Source organism: Oscillibacter hominis, from assembly GCF_014334055.1.
GTDB lineage: Bacteria > Bacillota > Clostridia > Oscillospirales > Oscillospiraceae > Oscillibacter > Oscillibacter hominis.
This window is the reverse complement of record NZ_CP060490.1, coordinates 965,608-981,846: the sequence shown is the minus strand read 5'-3', so window position 1 is coordinate 981,846 and position 16,239 is coordinate 965,608. Positions and strand designations below refer to the sequence as shown.

Sequence of the window (16,239 nt, the reverse complement as noted above, 5' to 3'; positions counted from 1 at the left end):
GGGTGCAATATCATGTTTCAATGTGCAAAATGTGGCGCGCAGGGATGTACGCAGGGGGATCTGAGCAAAACCTTGGCGGTATGTCCCAGCCTGTCAAAAGAACTCCAGGAGAAATGCGGACAAGCGTTTCAGGAAGAAGAAAACTATCAAATCGCGCACAATGCCGCTCTGGTCGAGGCGGAGGGATATGGAAAGAAGACACGAATTGAGGAAATTTTGGACTTTATTGAAAAAATGCAATACCGAAAAATCGGGTTGCTTTTTTGCATGGGTCTGATACGTGAAGCCAATGAAGTCCAGAAAATCTTGGAGCATCGCGGATTGGAGGTTGTGTCCGTCATATGCAAAAATGGCGCCTTCCCCAAGAGCTTTGTAGGGATCAGCGATGATCAAAAGATTGTCGGGTGCAGTGATGAGATCATGTGCAATCCAATTGGGCAGGCCATGGCGATGAATGCTGAGGGGACTGACTTCAATCTCCTTTTAGGACTTTGTGTGGGCCACGATACACTGGCACTCAAGTATCTTGAAGCGCCTGTCACCATTTTGGCGGTCAAGGACCGGGTCACCGGGCACAATCCGTTGGCGCCCATTTATCTGGCGCAGGGCTATTACCATGACAAGCTCTATAAATAATTTGCCCTTCTTGTGAAAAAGAAAGCTGGCTGGAGTGTTTCCCTCCGGCTTTCTTTTTAAATGGAACGCCACACTTCTTGCTCTTTTACATCATTTTGCGCCAATAAAAATAAAAATCCCCGGAATCGTAATGATTCCGGGGATTTCCCGTGGCAGCGGGTGAAGGATTCGAACCCTCACAAACGGAGTCAGAGTCCGGTGTGCTACCATTACACAAACCCGCTGTATTCACGCCACGAACAGATTATATTATACTCGTTATTTCCGATTTGTCAATAGAAAATTACTGCAATTCCCAAATTTTTTCCACGATACCATGGATCTCCCCGCATAACCGACAGCATGCGGCAAAGGCTAACTTCGGGGTGATCGCAAATGGAAAAGCACCGACCAAAGGACCTGCCCGCTCTGCGCCTTGATCCGGAAGAACGGTTGTGCCCGGCCTTTGACAGCGTCAGCATTGCCCTGTTCCCTGTGGCGGACCGCGAAGAGATGGGGTTTCGCGTTCTGGACAATTTCTGCGAAGAGCACATTATGTAAAAAAGGGGCAGCCTTACCGAGGCTGCCCCCTCTTTTCATATTCGTCTAAGAAGGAGTGGAGCACTCCGCCGGCCTTATAGCCTACCATGGTGTCCAACTGCACGCCGTGGATGGCCTGAAAAATGCTTTTTTCCACATTGGGGTTGATTTTACGCAGGCGGGAAATCAGTTCCTTCATCTCCTGGCGCTTGGAATTGCTGGCACCGTCCTCCTCCACGGTCCGGTTCTCTGTCAGCCGGCAGGCACACTGGATGAACTCCAGATGGTTGTAATTCTTCCAGGCAATGATGTCCTCCTCATGAACGCAGTACAGCGGCCGGATCAGTTCCATGCCTGGAAAGTTCTTGCTGTGGAGCTTGGGCAGCATAGCCTGGATTTGGGAACCGTACAGCAGCCCCATCAGCGTGGTTTCGATCACGTCATTGAAATGGTGGCCCAGGGCGATCTTGTTGCAGCCCAACTCCCTGGCCCGGCTGTAGAGCGTCCCGCGGCGCATCCTGGCGCAGAGGTAGCAGGGGTTTTTTTCCACCACGGCGGTCACGTCAAAAATATCACTTTCAAAAATGGTGACGGGGATATCCAGCAGCTTGGCGTTGGATTCGATCTGCTCCCGGTTCTCTCTCCGGTAGCCCGGGTCCATCACCAGGAAGGCCAGTTCAAAGGGCGCCACCGTATGGTTTTGCAGCTCCTGCATCAGCTTTGCCAGCAGCATGGAGTCCTTGCCTCCGGAGATACACACGGCAATCCGGTCGCCCGGAGAAATGAGCTCATAGCGCTTGACCGCCGCGATAAAGGGGTTCCACAGCACCCTTCTATATTTCTTGATGATGCTGCGCTGGGCGGTCTCCGCCGCCGTCAGGTCCCGGGCCATGGCCTTCCTCCTCTTTTACATCCAGATGGCAAACAGCTTCAGCACCGTCTCCATCGTCTTACGGTACCAGGGGCGCTTATCCCAGTCCTCCTGGGTATACTGGGCGCTGGCCTGTACAATGTTGTCCATATCCTCAAAAATCTCTTCCACCGCCGGCATGTCATAAATCAGGACACCGCACTCATAGTGGAGCTGGAAGCTGCGGTAATCCATGTTGATGGACCCCACCAGCGCAACCTCCCGGTCCACCATCACAGTCTTGGAGTGGAGGAAACCCGGTGAGTATTTATAAATCTTCACCCCGTGGGCCATCAGCTGGCCATAGTAGGTCTCTGCCACCAGGTAGGTAAACTTGTGATCCGGAATGGCCGGAACCATCAGCCGCACATCCACCCCTCCGTCCCCGGCAATACACAGCGCCTTGACCATGGACTCCTCAATGGCCAGATAAGGCGTGGTCATATAGAGGAAACGCCGGGCGTTGGAGATCAGCTGCAGATAAGTCTCCTCGGCCGGGTTATCCGGATTGTTCATGGGCCCGTCACAGACGCACTGGCAAAATCCACTGCCCTGGACGGTGGATTCCGGGCGGTAGTAGTCGTGCTCATTATCCAGTGTGCCGCCCAGCATCTCCCACATATGGGCAAATTGGGAGGCAAGGCCCCAGGCGCCCTCCCCTCTCAGGCAGATGCCGGTGTCCTTCCAGTGGCCCAAGCGGTTGATGATGTTGGCGTATTCATCGGCGATGTTCAGCCCGCCGGTATAAGCGCTGCTGCCGTCTATGACAGCGATTTTCCGGTGATCCCGGTAGTTGAAATACAGGCGGTTGACGTATTTGTGGACCGGATTGAAAATCTGAACCTGAATGCCCGCGTCCTGGATCTGCTGGAGCATGGCGTCGGACAACCGGGTGATGTTCCCGAAATCGTCAAAGATGATTTTGATCTCCACCCCTGCCGCAGAACGCTGGCGGAGCACTTCAAATATCCGATCCCAGAGCTTCCCCTCCGCCAGGATATAGTATTCCAGGAAGATATAATTCTGGGCCTTTTCCATGGTGGTGATCAAATCCGCGAAGAAGTCAGCGCCTTCCCGAAAATAGCGGACCTCCGTGTTGCGGTAGAGGAGAAACCCCCTCTTTTCCAAATAAGTGGCCAGCCGCTCCCAGGTGGGAAGGGTTTTGGACAGGCGGACGATATTGTTGCTGCTCTCCATACGGGCGCTCTGGCGCTCCACCGGCAAGGGCACATATTTGAGGCTCAGCTGCTTTGCCTGGTGGGTGCCGCCCCAGAGGACATAGAGGATCATGCCCGCCACAGGCACAGCCAGGATCAGTAAAATCCAGCTGATCTTATAGGAGGGGCTCCCGCCCCGGTTCAGCACCCCCACCGCACAGATCAGGGCGATCAGCTCCATGGCCAGATAGATCACTGTGGAGTAGCGCTTGGTGGCAAAAGCCAGCCCCAGGACCACGGCAATCTGCAGCAGCAGCGTGAGGCAGACCATCAGAATCCGCAGCGCGGCGGAGATATGGCGCTCCACCCTTTGCCGCTTGTTTCCTTTTTTTACGACTCCGTCTGCTTTTTTCATTCCGGATCCGCCCCCTTTTCCCTGATTTCACTCACGTCAAAACTCACATTGCTTTGTGCTATTATATAATAGGATGCCGCTGAGGCGCAACCTTCATTCCGACAAATGTACTCTGGTTCAGTCTATCCGCCTTGGCAAATTTTAACCCAAGCAACGATATGGCCCGCCCTGAACAGGGACAGCCGCCCTCCCGTAGTCCGGGAAGACGGCTGCTTTTTATCCATTTTGCTGCAGCAGGTTTTGCTTAATTCCGAACAGGCGCGGAGACAGGTCCACATAGAAGGTGTGAGGATTGTCAAAACGGCGCACTTCCTCCCACAGCGTGTCCACTTGCTGGGCACAGTAGGTGCGTATATCCTCCAACTTGGGCAGGTCGTAGACCAGCTCTCCCTTCCGGAACACCTGTACCTGAAGCGGACGGGCCTCATAGTTCATCACGGTTTTCTTCTTCCAGGTGGCGTTGGGGTCGAACAGCAGCAGCGGCTTGGTGTCATCCACCACTTCATCGTGGACGCAGATGTAGTCGGCGATGGCCTTTCCGGTGCAGCGGTTGAACAGCCGGTAGGTCTTTTTGAAGTGGGGATTGGTGATCTTGCCCACGTTTTCGCTGACCTTGATCTTCGGAATGATGTTCCCCTGCTCATCCTCAATGGCAGCCAGCTTGTAGACGCCGCCGAACACCGGCTCGCTGCGGGCGGTGATCATCCGCTCGCCCACGCCGAACTGGTCGATCTTGGCATCCTGAAGCAGCAGATCCTGGATCAGATACTCATCTAAGGAGTTGGATACTGTGATGGTGCACTCCGTCCAGCCCGCCTCATCCAGCATCTGGCGGGCCTTGCGGGTCAGATAGGCCATATCGCCGGAGTCCAGACGGATGCCGCACTTGGTAATCCCCATGGGCTTGAGTACGTCGTTGAACGCCCGGATGGCGTCGGGGATGCCGGACTTGAGGGTGTTGTAGGTATCCACCAGCAGCACCACATTATGGGGATAAATCTCACAGTAGGTCTTGAAGGCCTCGTACTGGCTGTCAAACATCTGCACCCAGGCGTGGGCCATGGTACCGCCGGCAGGGACGCCGAACAGCTCATCAGAGATGGTGCAGGCCGTACCGCCGCAGCCGCCGATATAGGCGGCTCTGGCGCCGGTGACAGCGCCGTCCGCGCCCTGGGCCCTGCGGGAGCCGAACTCCAGCACTGTACGGCCGCGGGCAGCCCGGACAATGCGGTTTGCCTTGGTGGCAATCAGGCTCTGGTGGTTGATGGCCAGCAGGGTGAACGTCTCAATCAACTGGGCCTCAATGGCCGGCGCCCGCACAGTGACAATGGGCTCCTGGGGGAAGATGGGCGTTCCCTCCGGCACGGCATAGATGTCGCCGGTAAAATGGAAGTGGCGCAGATACTCCAAAAACTCTTCAGAAAAGAGATTCTTCCCTCTGAGGTACTGGATGTCCTCCTCAGAGAAATGCAGGTCCTGGATGTATTCCACCAGCTGTTCCAGCCCGGCCGCTATGGCAAAGCCGCCGCCGTCGGGCACATTGCGGAAAAATACGTCAAAATAGGTGATGCGGTCCTTTAAGCCGTTTTGAAAATATCCGTTGCCCATGGTCAGCTCATAAAAGTCACAGAGCATAGTCATGTTCAGCTTCTCGTCGGTTTTCATTTCCCGTCCCTCAGATTTCTCATGTATTGCCCTTTTGCAGGGCTCCATTCAGAGTATAGTCCATCTTTTGCACAAAATCAATCATTCTTTGCCAATAATTTATCAAATAACATTGACTTTACTGGTGAAGTCGCCTATTCTTAGGGAGGACAATTCTTCCATGGGGCAAGACCCCGGAAAGGAACCGGAATGAGTGTGATTTTGGGAATCGACATCGGAGGCTCCACCACCAAGATCGTGGGACTCCGGCAGGATGGAACGGTACTGTCCATGCTCCGTGTACGGGCGGAAGACCAACTGACCTCCCTCTATGGCGCGTTGGGCAATTACTTAAAAAGCAATCAGCTGAGTCTTCAGGACGTATCCCACATTGCCCTCACCGGCGTGGGTGCCTCCTATGTGGACGGCAATATCTACGGAATCCCCACCCGGGCGGTCAGTGAATTTACGGCCTGCGGCCTGGGTGCTCTGGCGCTGTCCGGCCAGGAGTCCGCCCTTGTGGTGTCCATGGGCACCGGAACCGCCTTCATCTGCGCCAATCGGACAGGGGAAGTCCGTCACATCGGCGGAAGCGGCATTGGCGGCGGCACCTTGGGCGGACTGTGCCACAAGTTAGTGGGCATGGAACGCTTTGGGCAGATCAAAAAGCTTGCCCAGGACGGCGATTTAGGCAAGGTGGACCTGACCATACAGGATATCTCCCGGGACGCCGAGTCCTCTCTCCACCCGGACATGACGGCTGCCAATTTTGGCAACCTGGCGGAGGACGCCACACCCGCGGATTTGGCGGCAGGCGCGGTGAACCTGGTGCTCCAGGCCATCGGCACCATGTCCATGCTGGCCTGTACCGGCTGCGGCACCCGCACGGTGATCCTGACCGGCTCCATGACCACCCTTCCCCAGGTGGAGCCGACTTTCCAGATTTTCCACCGGCTCTATGACATCCGCTACATCATCCCGGAAAACGCCACATTTGCCACAGCCATTGGCGCCGGGCTTTGCAGCATAGAAAGTAACATCGCCGCGGCAGGAAAAGGAACTTTATGAAAGAGAACAAATACGACGACCCTCAGTTTTTTGAAAAGTACAGCCATATGACCCGCTCCACCCAAGGCCTCAGCGGCGCCGGCGAATGGCCTGCGCTGCAAAAACTGTTGCCGGACTTCTCCGGCAAGCGGGTCCTGGACCTGGGCTGCGGCTACGGCTGGCACTGCACCTACACTGCGGACCGGGGCGCCGGTTCTGTATTGGGCATCGACCTCTCGGAGCGGATGTTGGAAGTGGCCCGGGAAAAAAATGCCTCTCCGGCAGTCACCTACCGCCGGGCGGCCATGGAGGACCTGGACTTCCCTGCCGGGAGCTTCGATGTAGTGATCAGCTCGCTGGCCTTTCACTATGTGGAGGATTTTTCGAGTTTGGTACAGCGCGTCCACCGCTGGCTCACCCCGGGAGGCGCCTTCCTCTTCTCGGCGGAACACCCGGTCTTCACCGCCTATGGCTCCCAGGACTGGTATTACGGGCCTGAGGGGGAGATTCTCCATTTTCCGGTGGACCGCTACTTTGAAGAGGGCGCGCGCAAAGCGGTTTTCCTGGGGGAACCAGTCATCAAATACCACCGGACGCTGACCTCCTATCTGGAACCCCTTTTGTCCGTCGGCTTCCTGCTCCGTCACGTGGTGGAGCCTCAGCCGCCGGAGGAGATGCTGGACCTCCCCGGAATGCGGGATGAACTGCGCCGGCCCATGATGCTTCTTGTCTCAGCGCAAAAACAGTAAAAAGACCGCTCCCGGTTTTGGGGAGCGGCCTTTTTTCAGCTTTTTCTAAAAAACAGCAATCCCTAATTCGCTGCGCGGGGAAGTTATTCTTCCTCTTTTTCCTCGTTGGCCAGGTCGCTCAAATCAAACTCCAGCTTTTCGCCGCAGTTGGGGCAGATGACCTCGCCCTCTTCCAGGATGGAGTCGTCAAAATAGATGGCCTCTTCGCAGTTGGGGCAGACGGTCTCGTAGCACTCCTCGTCTTCCTCTTCCTCGTCGTCCTCTTCCTCGTAGACCAAGCTCTCCAGATCGGCCAGATCGTCGCTGACGGCGTCCAGGCCATCCTCCAGGTCGCACTGCTCCTCCTGCATGTCGTCGATCTCCAGCGCAATGTCGTCCAGGATGTCGATGATGACGGAAATCAGCTTGCCCTCTTTGGACTCCGCGTCCAGCGCCAGGCCCTCGGCCAGGCCCTTCAGGTAGGAAACCTTTTCAGAAATATTCATGTTGCAGCTCCTTTCAAAGCCGTGGCGCAGAGGATTCCGCGCCGGATAGCTATTTTCCGGCAAACGCCGGAGCGAACTAAATTAGTCCTTGCAGCGGGACATATACTCGCCGGTGCGGGTATCGATGGTGATCTTGTCGCCCACATTGATAAACAGGGGCACCTTGATCTCCGCTCCGGTCTCCAACGTGGCGGGCTTGGTCACGTTGGTGGCGGTGTCGCCCTTGAAGCCAGGCTCAGTCTCCGTTACTTCCAGATCCATAAAGTTGGGCACTTCCACGCCGAACACGCTGCCCTTATAGGACTGCAGCTTGCAGACAGTGTTCTCCTTGACAAAGCGGAAGGCATCGCCCAGGACGTCACGGTTCAGGGGAACCATATCAAAGGTCTCGGGGTCCATGAAGTAGTACAGGTCGCCGTCGTTGTAGCTGTACTCGGCGTCCTTGCGCTCCACAAAGGCCTGCTCAAACTTTGCGGTGGGGTTGAAGGAAGTCTCGGTGACCGCGCCGGTCACCACATTCTTCATCTTGGTACGGACAAAGGCCGCGCCCTTGCCGGGCTTTACGTGCTGGAACTCCACCACGGTCATGATCTTGCCGTCCATCTCAAAGGTGACACCATTTCTAAAATCGCCGGCAGTAATTGTTGCCATATTTTTTCCTCCTCAAACGAATATGAGAAAACAACCTGCTCTGCGATTATTTTCTCTATTTCAAAAAAGTGTAAGCAAAAATAGCCTATGATATTTTATCCCAATTCTACGCCCATTGCAAGTATTTCCGTGGGAAAAGCCGAAAAAACTTTCCAATTGTAATGTACCGGCATTCTGCTTGCCCATTTGCGGTATCTATCTTTCCCGGCGCAGATCGGCCCGGCAGCGGCGCTTAAAAGGCTCCTGCATGGCATGAAGTACCTTCTGCCACAGCGTCACCGCCCCGCCCACAGGCTCCACCATCAGTGCGATGACGCCGGCACGGTTGGCGGCCAGCACGTCTGTCAGCAGCTTGTCGCCCAGCATGGCGGTGCATGCACGGGAGGCTCCGGAGCGCTCCATGGCGGCGTAGAGTCCCCGAGGCGACGGCTTCCTGGCATGGCCCTGATAGGGCACGCCCAACTCGGCACAGAATTCGTTGACCCGCCGGCCGGAGCGGTTGTTGGAGACAATCATCAACTGGACCCCCGCCCCATGGAGGGCGTCGATCCACTGCCTGACCTCCTCCCCCGGCTGCCGGGTGGACTTGGCCGCCAGCGTGTAGTCCAGGTCGGAAAGCAGCAGCGTGATCCCGCGCCGCTTCAGCTCATCCGGCGCGATCTGGGAAAAATGATCAAAGACCGCATCCGGCACCAGAGAAAAACTCATGTTCTGTTCCTCTTTCGCATATCTTGCTATCAGTATATCAGTTTCCAAACGCTTCCACAAGGGGGAGATCCTTTGCAGCTGTATCTTTCTTGCACGCCGGAGCAAATCCGGCCTGCCTCAGCCTACTATCGAAACTTTGCCCATGTGGCCTACCGCATTGGCCCGGAGTCCACGCTGCTCTACAGCAATCTGCTGATCCAGACCAGAGGCGGCCTCCTGTCCCTCAGCGACTTAGACGCACCCACCATCACCTCAGCGCAGCGGCTGGCCAGCGCGGTCGTCCGGGAGTGCTACCGGAGGGGCTACAGCGGCGTTGTGGCCGACTTTGAAGCAAACCCCACTCAGGACCGGCTGCAGTTCCTGGCCCGTCTCCAGGAGATGCTAAAGCAAAACCAGCGTATGCTCTATGTGCCGGAGGCCTACCGCATGCCGGGCGCCGTCACGCTGATCACCACCGCCATCTCTGGCGGGGACTTTCAAACCTATCTGGAGGATAAGGTGCGCCAGGGGAGCATCGCCATGGATTTGCAGCGCCTGCGGATGGACTTCCCGCTCCCCGCTCCCACCGGAGAGGGCACGCCGCTGACCGCTGAGTCCTTTGCCGTGCTTTCAAGAGGCCAGTCCGTCTTCTACTCCCCCTCCCTGGCCGCCCGGTATTTCACCTGCGTTCAGGGGGGAGAAACCCACTTTGTCCTCTATGACGATGCAGACACGTTGCGCCGGAAACTCCAGATCGGCAAAAAATTGGGGGTCAACACCGCGTTCCTCATGTATCCCGAGGTGGCAGACCTACTTCCCGCACTCTTCAGCCAGCCCTCTTCCAAAACGGGGAAATAGGCATCAGCATCTCCCGGCAGGTCCATATTGGGGAAAAGAGAAAAAAGAGGTCTGCGCTTTTGCAGACCTCTTTCCCTATTAATAAAACTTCTTATTCCGATTTTTACGGGCTGCCTCAGACTTCTTGCGACGCTTCACGCTGGGGCTCTCATAGTGCTCTCTCTTGCGGACTTCCGCCAGAACGCCGGCCTTTGCGCAGCTGCGCTTAAACCGCTTCAACGCGCTGTCAATCGATTCATTTTCCTTCACATGGACTTCAGACATTTATATTTCCCTCCCTCCAGAATGCCGAGTACTCGACACTTTAAGGGCCATAATCTATGGCTTTAACGAATGCATTATACCTGTTTGCGGGACGCTTGTCAAGAGGAAGTTCAAATTGTTCCTGTTGTAGATACGTGTGGACGGAAACCCCCGTCGATTACACCAAACGGTCTTGAACAGGACAAGTAGTTCAAATTCCCATCAATCTGATCTTGTATCCAGCTCCCTTTAGTATGCCTGATCGGAAAAAAATCATCCGGCCGGAGGCTCTGGACGCTCCGGCCGGACGTACCTTATCCCTTGACGATCAGGTTGACCAGCTTGTTTTTCACCAAGATGGTCTTTACGATCGTTCCGTTTTCCACGGCCTTGGCCACCCGCTCCACAGCAAGGGCCGCGTTCACCACATCCTGCTCTTCGCTGTCGGTGGGCACGATCACCGTGCCTTTGAGCTTGCCGTTGACCTGCACCGCCATCTCCACCGAGGCAGCCACGGTCTTCGCGGCGTCATAGGTGGGCCAGGGCATCTGGCAGGCCATTTTGCCCTCGGCGGCAGCAAAGCCCAGGTTCTCCCACATCTCCTCCGCCATGTGGGGCGCAAAGGGAGAGAGGAGCAGCAGCAGCGTCTTCACGTCGCCTCTGGTGCAGCCGTCGGCGTAGAAGTCGTTGACCAGCGCCATCATCGCCGCGATGGCGGTGTTGAACTTCATAGCCTCGATGTCGTCGGAGACCTTCTTAATGGCCTTGTGGATCGCGGCCTCGTGCTTGGGCGTGTGCTCCAGAGAATCGGTGCACGCCTCGGCCAGGTTCCACACGCGGTCCAAAAAGCGCTTGCAGCCCTTCACCGCCTGGGTGGACCAGGCCGCGGCCTTTTCAAAGTCGCCGATAAACATGATATAGGTGCGCATGGTGTCGGCGCCGAACTGATCCACAATGTCGTTGGGATTCACCACATTGCCCCTGGACTTGGACATCTTTTCGCCGCCCTCACCCAGGATCATGCCGTGGCTGGTGCGCTTGGCATAGGGCTCGCAGGTGGGCGCCACGCCAATGTCGTAGAGGAACTTGTGCCAGAAGCGGCTGTAGAGCAGATGCAGCGTGGTGTGCTCCATGCCGCCGTTGTACCAGTCCACGGGGGACCAATAGTCCAGCGCCTCCTTGGAGGCCAGGGCCTTATCGTTGTGGGGATCCATATAGCGCAGGAAATACCAGCTGGACCCGGCCCACTGGGGCATGGTGTCCGTTTCCCGCTTGGCCGGCCCGCCGCAGCAGGGGCAGGTGGTATTGACCCAGTCGGTCATCTTGGCCAGAGGGCTCTCGCCGGTGTCGGTGACCTCATAGGAATCCACCTCCGGCAGCAGCAGCGGCAGCTCCGTCTCCGGCAGGGGCACCCAGCCGCACTTGGGGCAGTTGACCAGGGGGATGGGTTCGCCCCAGTAGCGCTGGCGGGAGAAGACCCAGTCCCGGAGCTTGTAATTGGTCTTGGGATGGCCGATGCCCTGCTTGGTAACCCACTCCTTCATGGCGGGGATGGCCTGCTTCACCGTCAAGCCGTTCAAAAATCCGGAATTGACCATGATGCCGGTATCGTCCTTCAGCGCAAAGGCCTCCTTGGTGACATCGCCGCCCTTCACCACCTCCACGATGGGGATGCCGAACTTGGTGGCAAACTCCCAGTCGCGCTGGTCGTGGCCAGGCACGCCCATCACGGCGCCGGTGCCGTAGCTCATCAGCACGTAATCGGAGACATAGATGGGGATTTCGGTGTTGTTCACCGGATTGACCGCTGCCACGCCTTGAAGGCGCACGCCGGTCTTTTCCTTGTTGAGCTCACTGCGCTCAAAGTCGGACTTACGGGCGGCCTCCTCCCGGTAAGCCTCCACTTCCTTCCAGTTCTTCAGCTGGTCCTTCCACTTTTCCAGGAAGGGGTGCTCCGGGGAGAGCACCATGTAGGTGACGCCGAAGAGGGTGTCGCAGCGGGTGGTGTAGACGGTCATGGTGTCGCCGGAGGTGGTGGTAAAGTCCACCTCGGTGCCCTCGCTGCGGCCGATCCAGTTCTTCTGCTGGATCTTGACCCGCTCGATGAAGTCCAGGCCGTCCAGATCGTCGATCAGGCGGTCGGCGTACTTGGTGATGGCCAGCATCCACTGGCTCTTCTCCTTGCGGATGACCTCGCCGCCGCAGCGCTCGCACACGCCCTCCACCACTTCTTCGTTGGCCAGGACGATTTTGCAGGAGGTGCACCAGTTCACGGGCATGGAGGCCTTATAGGCCAGGCCCTTCTTATAGAGCTGGAGGAAAATCCACTGGGTCCACTTGTAGTAGTCCGGGTCGGTGGTGTTGACCTCCCGGTCCCAGTCAAAGGAATAGCCCAGCATCTGGAGCTGCTTGCGGAAGTTTGCCACATTGTCGTGGGTCACTTTGGCGGGATGGATGTGGTTTTTGACCGCGTAGTTCTCCGTGGGCAGGCCAAAGGCGTCGTAGCCGATGGGAAAGAGGACGTTGTAGCCGTCCATCCGCTTTTTCCGGGCCACCACATCCATAGCGGTGTAGGGCCGGGCATGTCCCACATGGAGCCCCTGGCCGGAGGGGTAGGGGAATTCCACCAGGCCGTAGAACTTGGGCCGGGAGGCATCGCCGTTGACCGCGGCGAAGGTCTTTTCCTTCAGCCACTTCTCCTGCCACTTTTTCTCAATCGCTGTGAAATCGTATTTCATTGCGCTTCTCCCTCATATTCATGAAAGTTTTCTCTGAAATAAAACGCCCCTGACCGTTTGGTCAGGGGCGTTGACACGCGGTACCACCCTGATTCAGCCGCCGGTTGCCCGGCAGGCCCTCAGTGATCCAAAGGATCTCAGCCGGTAACGGGGCCAAACCGTTCCATCTTAGGCCGAGGCATCGGACGGAAAACTCCGGGATCAGTTATACACGGAACTCCCCACCGGCTCGCAGCGCCCGCCGGCTCTCTGAAGGCGTCGTATCCGTCTTTCTTCCCTTCAACGTCTTTAACAGGGATATTTTACGGAGGTTTGCGGCTTTTGTCAAGAGCGCTCTTTGAAATCGTTTACTCTTTTGTCAGCACGCCGGTCAAATCCACCTCTTTGCCGTCGCTCCAGAGCCGCTCCAGGGAATAGAATTCCCTGGCTTCCTCGGAGAACACATGGATTGCCACGCTGCCGTAGTCCAACAGCACCCAGGTGCCGTCCCGGTAGCCCTCCCGGTGCAGAGGCTCCTCCCCCTGGGCGGTCAGCTTCTCCTCCACGGCGCCGCACAAGGCGGAGATCTGGGTGTTGGAGGTACCGGTGGCAATGACGAAATAATCCACCAGAGTGGTCAGGTCTGTAATCTCAAGTACTTTGATGTCTCCGCCCTTCTTACTGTCCAATGCAGCGGCGGCAGTCAGTGCGATTTCTTTCGGGGTCATTCCATTTCTTCCTTTCTATGCGGCCATGGAATCCGCCGGAGTTCCCGCGGACTGGGCCGGCTGTGTGGGTTCGCCGGGCACCGGCCAATTGTCGATCCCGCCGGTGGAGGGAGGCACCATGACCTCCCCGCTTGTGTCCGGCGGCGTGGTCTCGCCGCCGCTTTCGGGCGGCACCGTCTCCCCGCCCGTTTCCGGGGGAGTAGTCTCACCGCCACTTTCCGGAGGTGTGGTTTCACCACCACTTTCCGGCGGCGTGGTCTCGCCACCTGTCTCCGGAGGCGTGGTCTCCCCTCCTGTCTCGGGCGGCACCGTCTCCCCGCCCGTTTCCGGCGGCGTGGCCTCACCACCCGTTTCAGGAGGCACGGTCGTCTCGCCGCCAGTCTCCGGCTTCGTGGACCCGCCGCCGTAGGAGGTGGGCGGGACAGCAGCCTTGGTGTCCTCCACCCGTCCGGTGGTGGAACCGATGCTGCCGTCGGAGTTGACGTACATGATGTCCAGTTCGGACATCTTGGAGGGCTCCAAATAGGGGCTCAGGGAGTTGTTGACCAGCTCGAGGAGCTCGTCGGCCACCGGCACCACATAGGAGAGATTCTGGTGGTAGCTGCGGCTCCAGGCATACACCCCCTTATAGGGCATGGTGACGAAATTCACGTTGTCCATGGAGAGCCCGCCCACAATGGCGGATTTGCCGAACCAGAAGAGGTTCTGCCAGGTCAGGTCCGTCTCCACGCACTCGGTAAAGATTTTAGCAAACTTTTCAATTTTTGTCAGGTTCTTCACCTGGAGCAGCTGGGAAATCACGGCCTTGAGGAAATTCTGCTGGGTTTCGATGCGGCCGATGTCGCCGTTATTATACCCATTTTTCCCGTCGCGGAACCGGACCACGCCCATGGCCTGCTCGCCGGTGAGCTTCTGATAGCCCTTTTTGATGTGGATGGACAAATCCTGGTAGGGGTCCTCATAATCCATGTCCCGGGGCACTTCAAAATATACGCCGTCCATGGCATCCACCAGCTTGCCCACGGCTTCCCACTCCACGATCACCCGGTAATCGGGTACAAAGCCCACCAGCTGGGAAATCTCCTTGTAGAGCGCGTCGATGCCCTTTTCCCCGCCGCCGTAGAAGTTGTAGACGGAGTTGATCTTTTTCACGTCCCAGGAGACGTTCACCATGGTGTCGCGGGGAATGTTCATCACCGTCATCTTCTGATTGGTCACATCATAGGACGCCAGCATCATCGTGTCGCAGTTGCCGCCGCCGCCGGTGTCCCGGCCCAGCACCAGGATGGTGTAATAGTCCTTGGACTTGCGCTCCCCTGTGGCCTTGGGCTGCACGCCCTCCTCCGAGCTCACCGGGTTCTCCGGATCCTTTTCCTGCTTGCCCGCCCCGGGTACTTCCGGCCTCACAAAGAGCAGCATGTAGGCGATCAGCAGCGCCAGCGCCACCGTCAGCACCGCGGCACCCGCCACCATCCACTTCTGTTTTTTGGTCAGTTTTCTCTTTGGTCCCTTGGGACTACTCTGACCCACCCTCTTGCCTTGGTATTTATCCACGCCCGTTCTTTCCTTTCAGCTCGCTGAGCGCTTCCAGCGTATTTTTATGGATGGGGTTGCCCCGCTGGTTCATCTCATCCGCCGTCATCTGCAATCCCATCAGCAATCCCTCGTCCAGGCTGCGGTAGCAGGCCTGGCGAAGCTCCTCCACCCCGGGGAAATCCCGGTTGGGTTCAATGTAATCTGCCAGATACAGCACCTTTTCCAGCACGCTCATCCCCGCTTTTCCGGTGGTGTGCCAGCGGATGGCCTCCACCACCTCCTCCGGCTCGCCGAACACGTACTTGGCAACGGCCGCCCCGGTCTTGGCATGCATCAGCTTCAGTGCGTTGCGTTCCAGCTCGTCCAGTTCCACGCCGTAGCGGCTGCACAGCTCCAGCTGTTCTTCGGTATCCAACTTTTTGGTGCAGTCATGAAGCAGCGCGGCCTCCCGGGCCATTTTCACATCCGCCCCATAGCGCTCCGCCAGCCGGACCGCCTCCTGCTCCGTACCCAACACATGGGGGATACGCTTGTGCTTGAGATAACTCAGCGCCACCGGCCGCAGCTGCTCCGGCGTCAGGTGCTTTAAATCCGCGGCGGTGCCGTAAAGGCCCTGGCGCAGGATGTAACCGTACACCGCTGGGGGCAGGTACTGCTGGCCGCCGCCCCGGCCCAGCTCCTCCCGCAGCTCGGTGGAGGATATCTCCACCACGTGGGGCAGCGTCAGGGTAAAAATCCTTGCATCCGGATAGGTGCGGTGCAGGTAGTCCTGCTGCACCAGGAAGAGCTCCCTGGTATCGGACTGGGTGCGGCCAAACGCGGCGATCCCGGCAAGGCCCAGTATCTTGGCCGGGTCCCGCCAGGCCTGGAAGGTCAAAAACATATCCGTCCCCATCAAAAGCCAAAACTCAGCGTCCGGGTACTGCGCATGGAGCTGCTCCAGGGTGTCGCTGGTATAGCTTTTCCCCTCCCGGCGCAGCTCGATATCCAGCACCTGGACATTGCCGCCAAGGCCCATCTGATCGGCGGCCAGCCGTGTCAGCTCCAGCCGCTGGCCAGCCGTGGGGCTGCCAGCAGGCAGCACCTTGTGGGGCGGCTCCCTGGCCGGAATCAGCAGCAGCCGGTCCAGCTTCAACAGCTCGAAAACCGCCTTTGCCGCGGTGATATGGCCCAGATGGGGCGGATTGAAGGTTCCGCCATAGACACCGATACGCATACATCGCTCCTCTTTTCCTCTATTTTCTCTAAGACGCTGCT

General features: G+C 57.6%; 16 protein-coding genes, 1 tRNA gene and 1 other annotated feature. Of the genes, 5 read left to right on the top strand and 12 right to left on the bottom strand.

The features are described from left to right. Positions 1-12: 12 nt before the first annotated feature. Positions 13-636, top strand: a complete 624-nt coding sequence (locus tag H8790_RS04865) for a DUF1847 domain-containing protein (RefSeq protein ID WP_187333803.1) — start codon at positions 13-15, stop codon at positions 634-636. A 150-nt stretch (positions 637-786) separates the two neighbouring features. Here the strand turns inward: H8790_RS04865 and H8790_RS04860 are convergent. Further along, positions 787-860, bottom strand: a tRNA-Gln gene (locus tag H8790_RS04860). Positions 861-1,011: 151 nt separating this feature from the next. Here H8790_RS04860 and H8790_RS04855 point away from each other — a divergent pair. Beyond that, entirely contained in the window at positions 1,012-1,176 is a 165-nt protein-coding gene (locus H8790_RS04855) for a hypothetical protein (RefSeq protein ID WP_187333802.1), read from the top strand. 13 nt (positions 1,177-1,189) lie between these two features. On the opposite strand, the gene H8790_RS04850 is transcribed toward H8790_RS04855, so the two are convergent. The 3 genes from H8790_RS04850 to H8790_RS04840 all read right to left on the bottom strand — a co-directional run bounded on the left by H8790_RS04850 (position 1,190) and on the right by H8790_RS04840 (position 5,302). After that, complete coding sequence (locus tag H8790_RS04850; RefSeq protein WP_187333801.1) at positions 1,190-2,047, bottom strand: tRNA 2-thiocytidine biosynthesis TtcA family protein; 858 nt, start codon at positions 2,045-2,047, stop codon at positions 1,190-1,192. Positions 2,048-2,062: 15 nt separating this feature from the next. After that, positions 2,063-3,637 (bottom strand): cardiolipin synthase, encoded by a 1,575-nt coding sequence (cls, locus tag H8790_RS04845; protein WP_187333800.1) that lies wholly within the window; start codon positions 3,635-3,637, stop codon positions 2,063-2,065. A gap of 216 nt (positions 3,638-3,853) precedes the next feature. Continuing rightward, positions 3,854-5,302, bottom strand: coding sequence for a nicotinate phosphoribosyltransferase (locus tag H8790_RS04840; protein ID WP_187333799.1), 1,449 nt, complete (start codon positions 5,300-5,302; stop codon positions 3,854-3,856). Positions 5,303-5,491: 189 nt separating this feature from the next. On the opposite strand from H8790_RS04840, the gene H8790_RS04835 reads away from it, so the two are divergent. Both H8790_RS04835 and H8790_RS04830 read left to right on the top strand, forming a co-directional pair. Further along, positions 5,492-6,349: a BadF/BadG/BcrA/BcrD ATPase family protein gene (locus H8790_RS04835; protein WP_187333798.1), complete on the top strand. Its 858-nt coding sequence runs from the start codon at positions 5,492-5,494 to the stop codon at positions 6,347-6,349. Then, positions 6,346-7,077 carry a class I SAM-dependent methyltransferase gene (locus tag H8790_RS04830; protein WP_187333797.1) on the top strand — a complete coding sequence of 244 codons (732 nt, stop codon included), beginning with the start codon at positions 6,346-6,348 and terminating at the stop codon, positions 7,075-7,077. Before H8790_RS04835 ends, H8790_RS04830 begins: the two co-directional genes overlap by 4 nt. A gap of 83 nt (positions 7,078-7,160) precedes the next feature. Here H8790_RS04830 and H8790_RS04825 read toward each other — a convergent pair whose 3' ends face one another. The 3 genes from H8790_RS04825 to H8790_RS04815 form a co-directional block, all read right to left on the bottom strand. Further along, complete coding sequence (locus H8790_RS04825; RefSeq protein WP_187333796.1) at positions 7,161-7,562, bottom strand: CD1247 N-terminal domain-containing protein; 402 nt, start codon at positions 7,560-7,562, stop codon at positions 7,161-7,163. An 81-nt stretch (positions 7,563-7,643) separates the two neighbouring features. Beyond that, a complete protein-coding gene (gene efp, locus H8790_RS04820; protein WP_187333795.1) occupies positions 7,644-8,213 on the bottom strand; it encodes an elongation factor P in 570 nt (189 codons plus the stop codon). A 195-nt stretch (positions 8,214-8,408) separates the two neighbouring features. Then, positions 8,409-8,921, bottom strand: a complete 513-nt coding sequence (locus H8790_RS04815) for a YqeG family HAD IIIA-type phosphatase (RefSeq protein WP_187333794.1) — start codon at positions 8,919-8,921, stop codon at positions 8,409-8,411. A gap of 72 nt (positions 8,922-8,993) precedes the next feature. On the opposite strand from H8790_RS04815, the gene H8790_RS04810 reads away from it, so the two are divergent. After that, complete coding sequence (locus tag H8790_RS04810; protein ID WP_187333793.1) at positions 8,994-9,758, top strand: glycoside hydrolase family 18 protein; 765 nt, start codon at positions 8,994-8,996, stop codon at positions 9,756-9,758. Positions 9,759-9,836: 78 nt separating this feature from the next. Here the strand turns inward: H8790_RS04810 and rpsU are convergent, their stop codons facing one another. From rpsU to nadD, 5 genes are all read right to left on the bottom strand, one after another. Then, positions 9,837-10,022 (bottom strand): 30S ribosomal protein S21, encoded by a 186-nt coding sequence (gene rpsU / locus H8790_RS04805; RefSeq protein WP_187333792.1) that lies wholly within the window; start codon positions 10,020-10,022, stop codon positions 9,837-9,839. 293 nt (positions 10,023-10,315) lie between these two features. Continuing rightward, the gene (gene leuS / locus H8790_RS04800; RefSeq protein ID WP_187333791.1) at positions 10,316-12,739 is read right to left on the bottom strand and encodes a leucine--tRNA ligase; all 2,424 of its coding nucleotides are present in this window, start codon (positions 12,737-12,739) and stop codon (positions 10,316-10,318) included. Positions 12,740-12,799: 60 nt separating this feature from the next. After that, positions 12,800-13,031 (bottom strand) — a binding site (T-box leader). 55 nt (positions 13,032-13,086) lie between these two features. Beyond that, positions 13,087-13,446: a ribosome silencing factor gene (gene rsfS / locus H8790_RS04795; RefSeq protein ID WP_187333790.1), complete on the bottom strand. Its 360-nt coding sequence runs from the start codon at positions 13,444-13,446 to the stop codon at positions 13,087-13,089. 15 nt (positions 13,447-13,461) lie between these two features. Next, complete coding sequence (locus H8790_RS04790) at positions 13,462-15,000, bottom strand: LCP family glycopolymer transferase (protein WP_187333789.1); 1,539 nt, start codon at positions 14,998-15,000, stop codon at positions 13,462-13,464. Continuing rightward, positions 14,993-16,198 (bottom strand): nicotinate (nicotinamide) nucleotide adenylyltransferase, encoded by a 1,206-nt coding sequence (gene nadD / locus H8790_RS04785; RefSeq protein ID WP_187333788.1) that lies wholly within the window; start codon positions 16,196-16,198, stop codon positions 14,993-14,995. The genes H8790_RS04790 and nadD overlap by 8 nt, the downstream gene beginning before the upstream one ends. Positions 16,199-16,239: the final 41 nt, after the last annotated feature.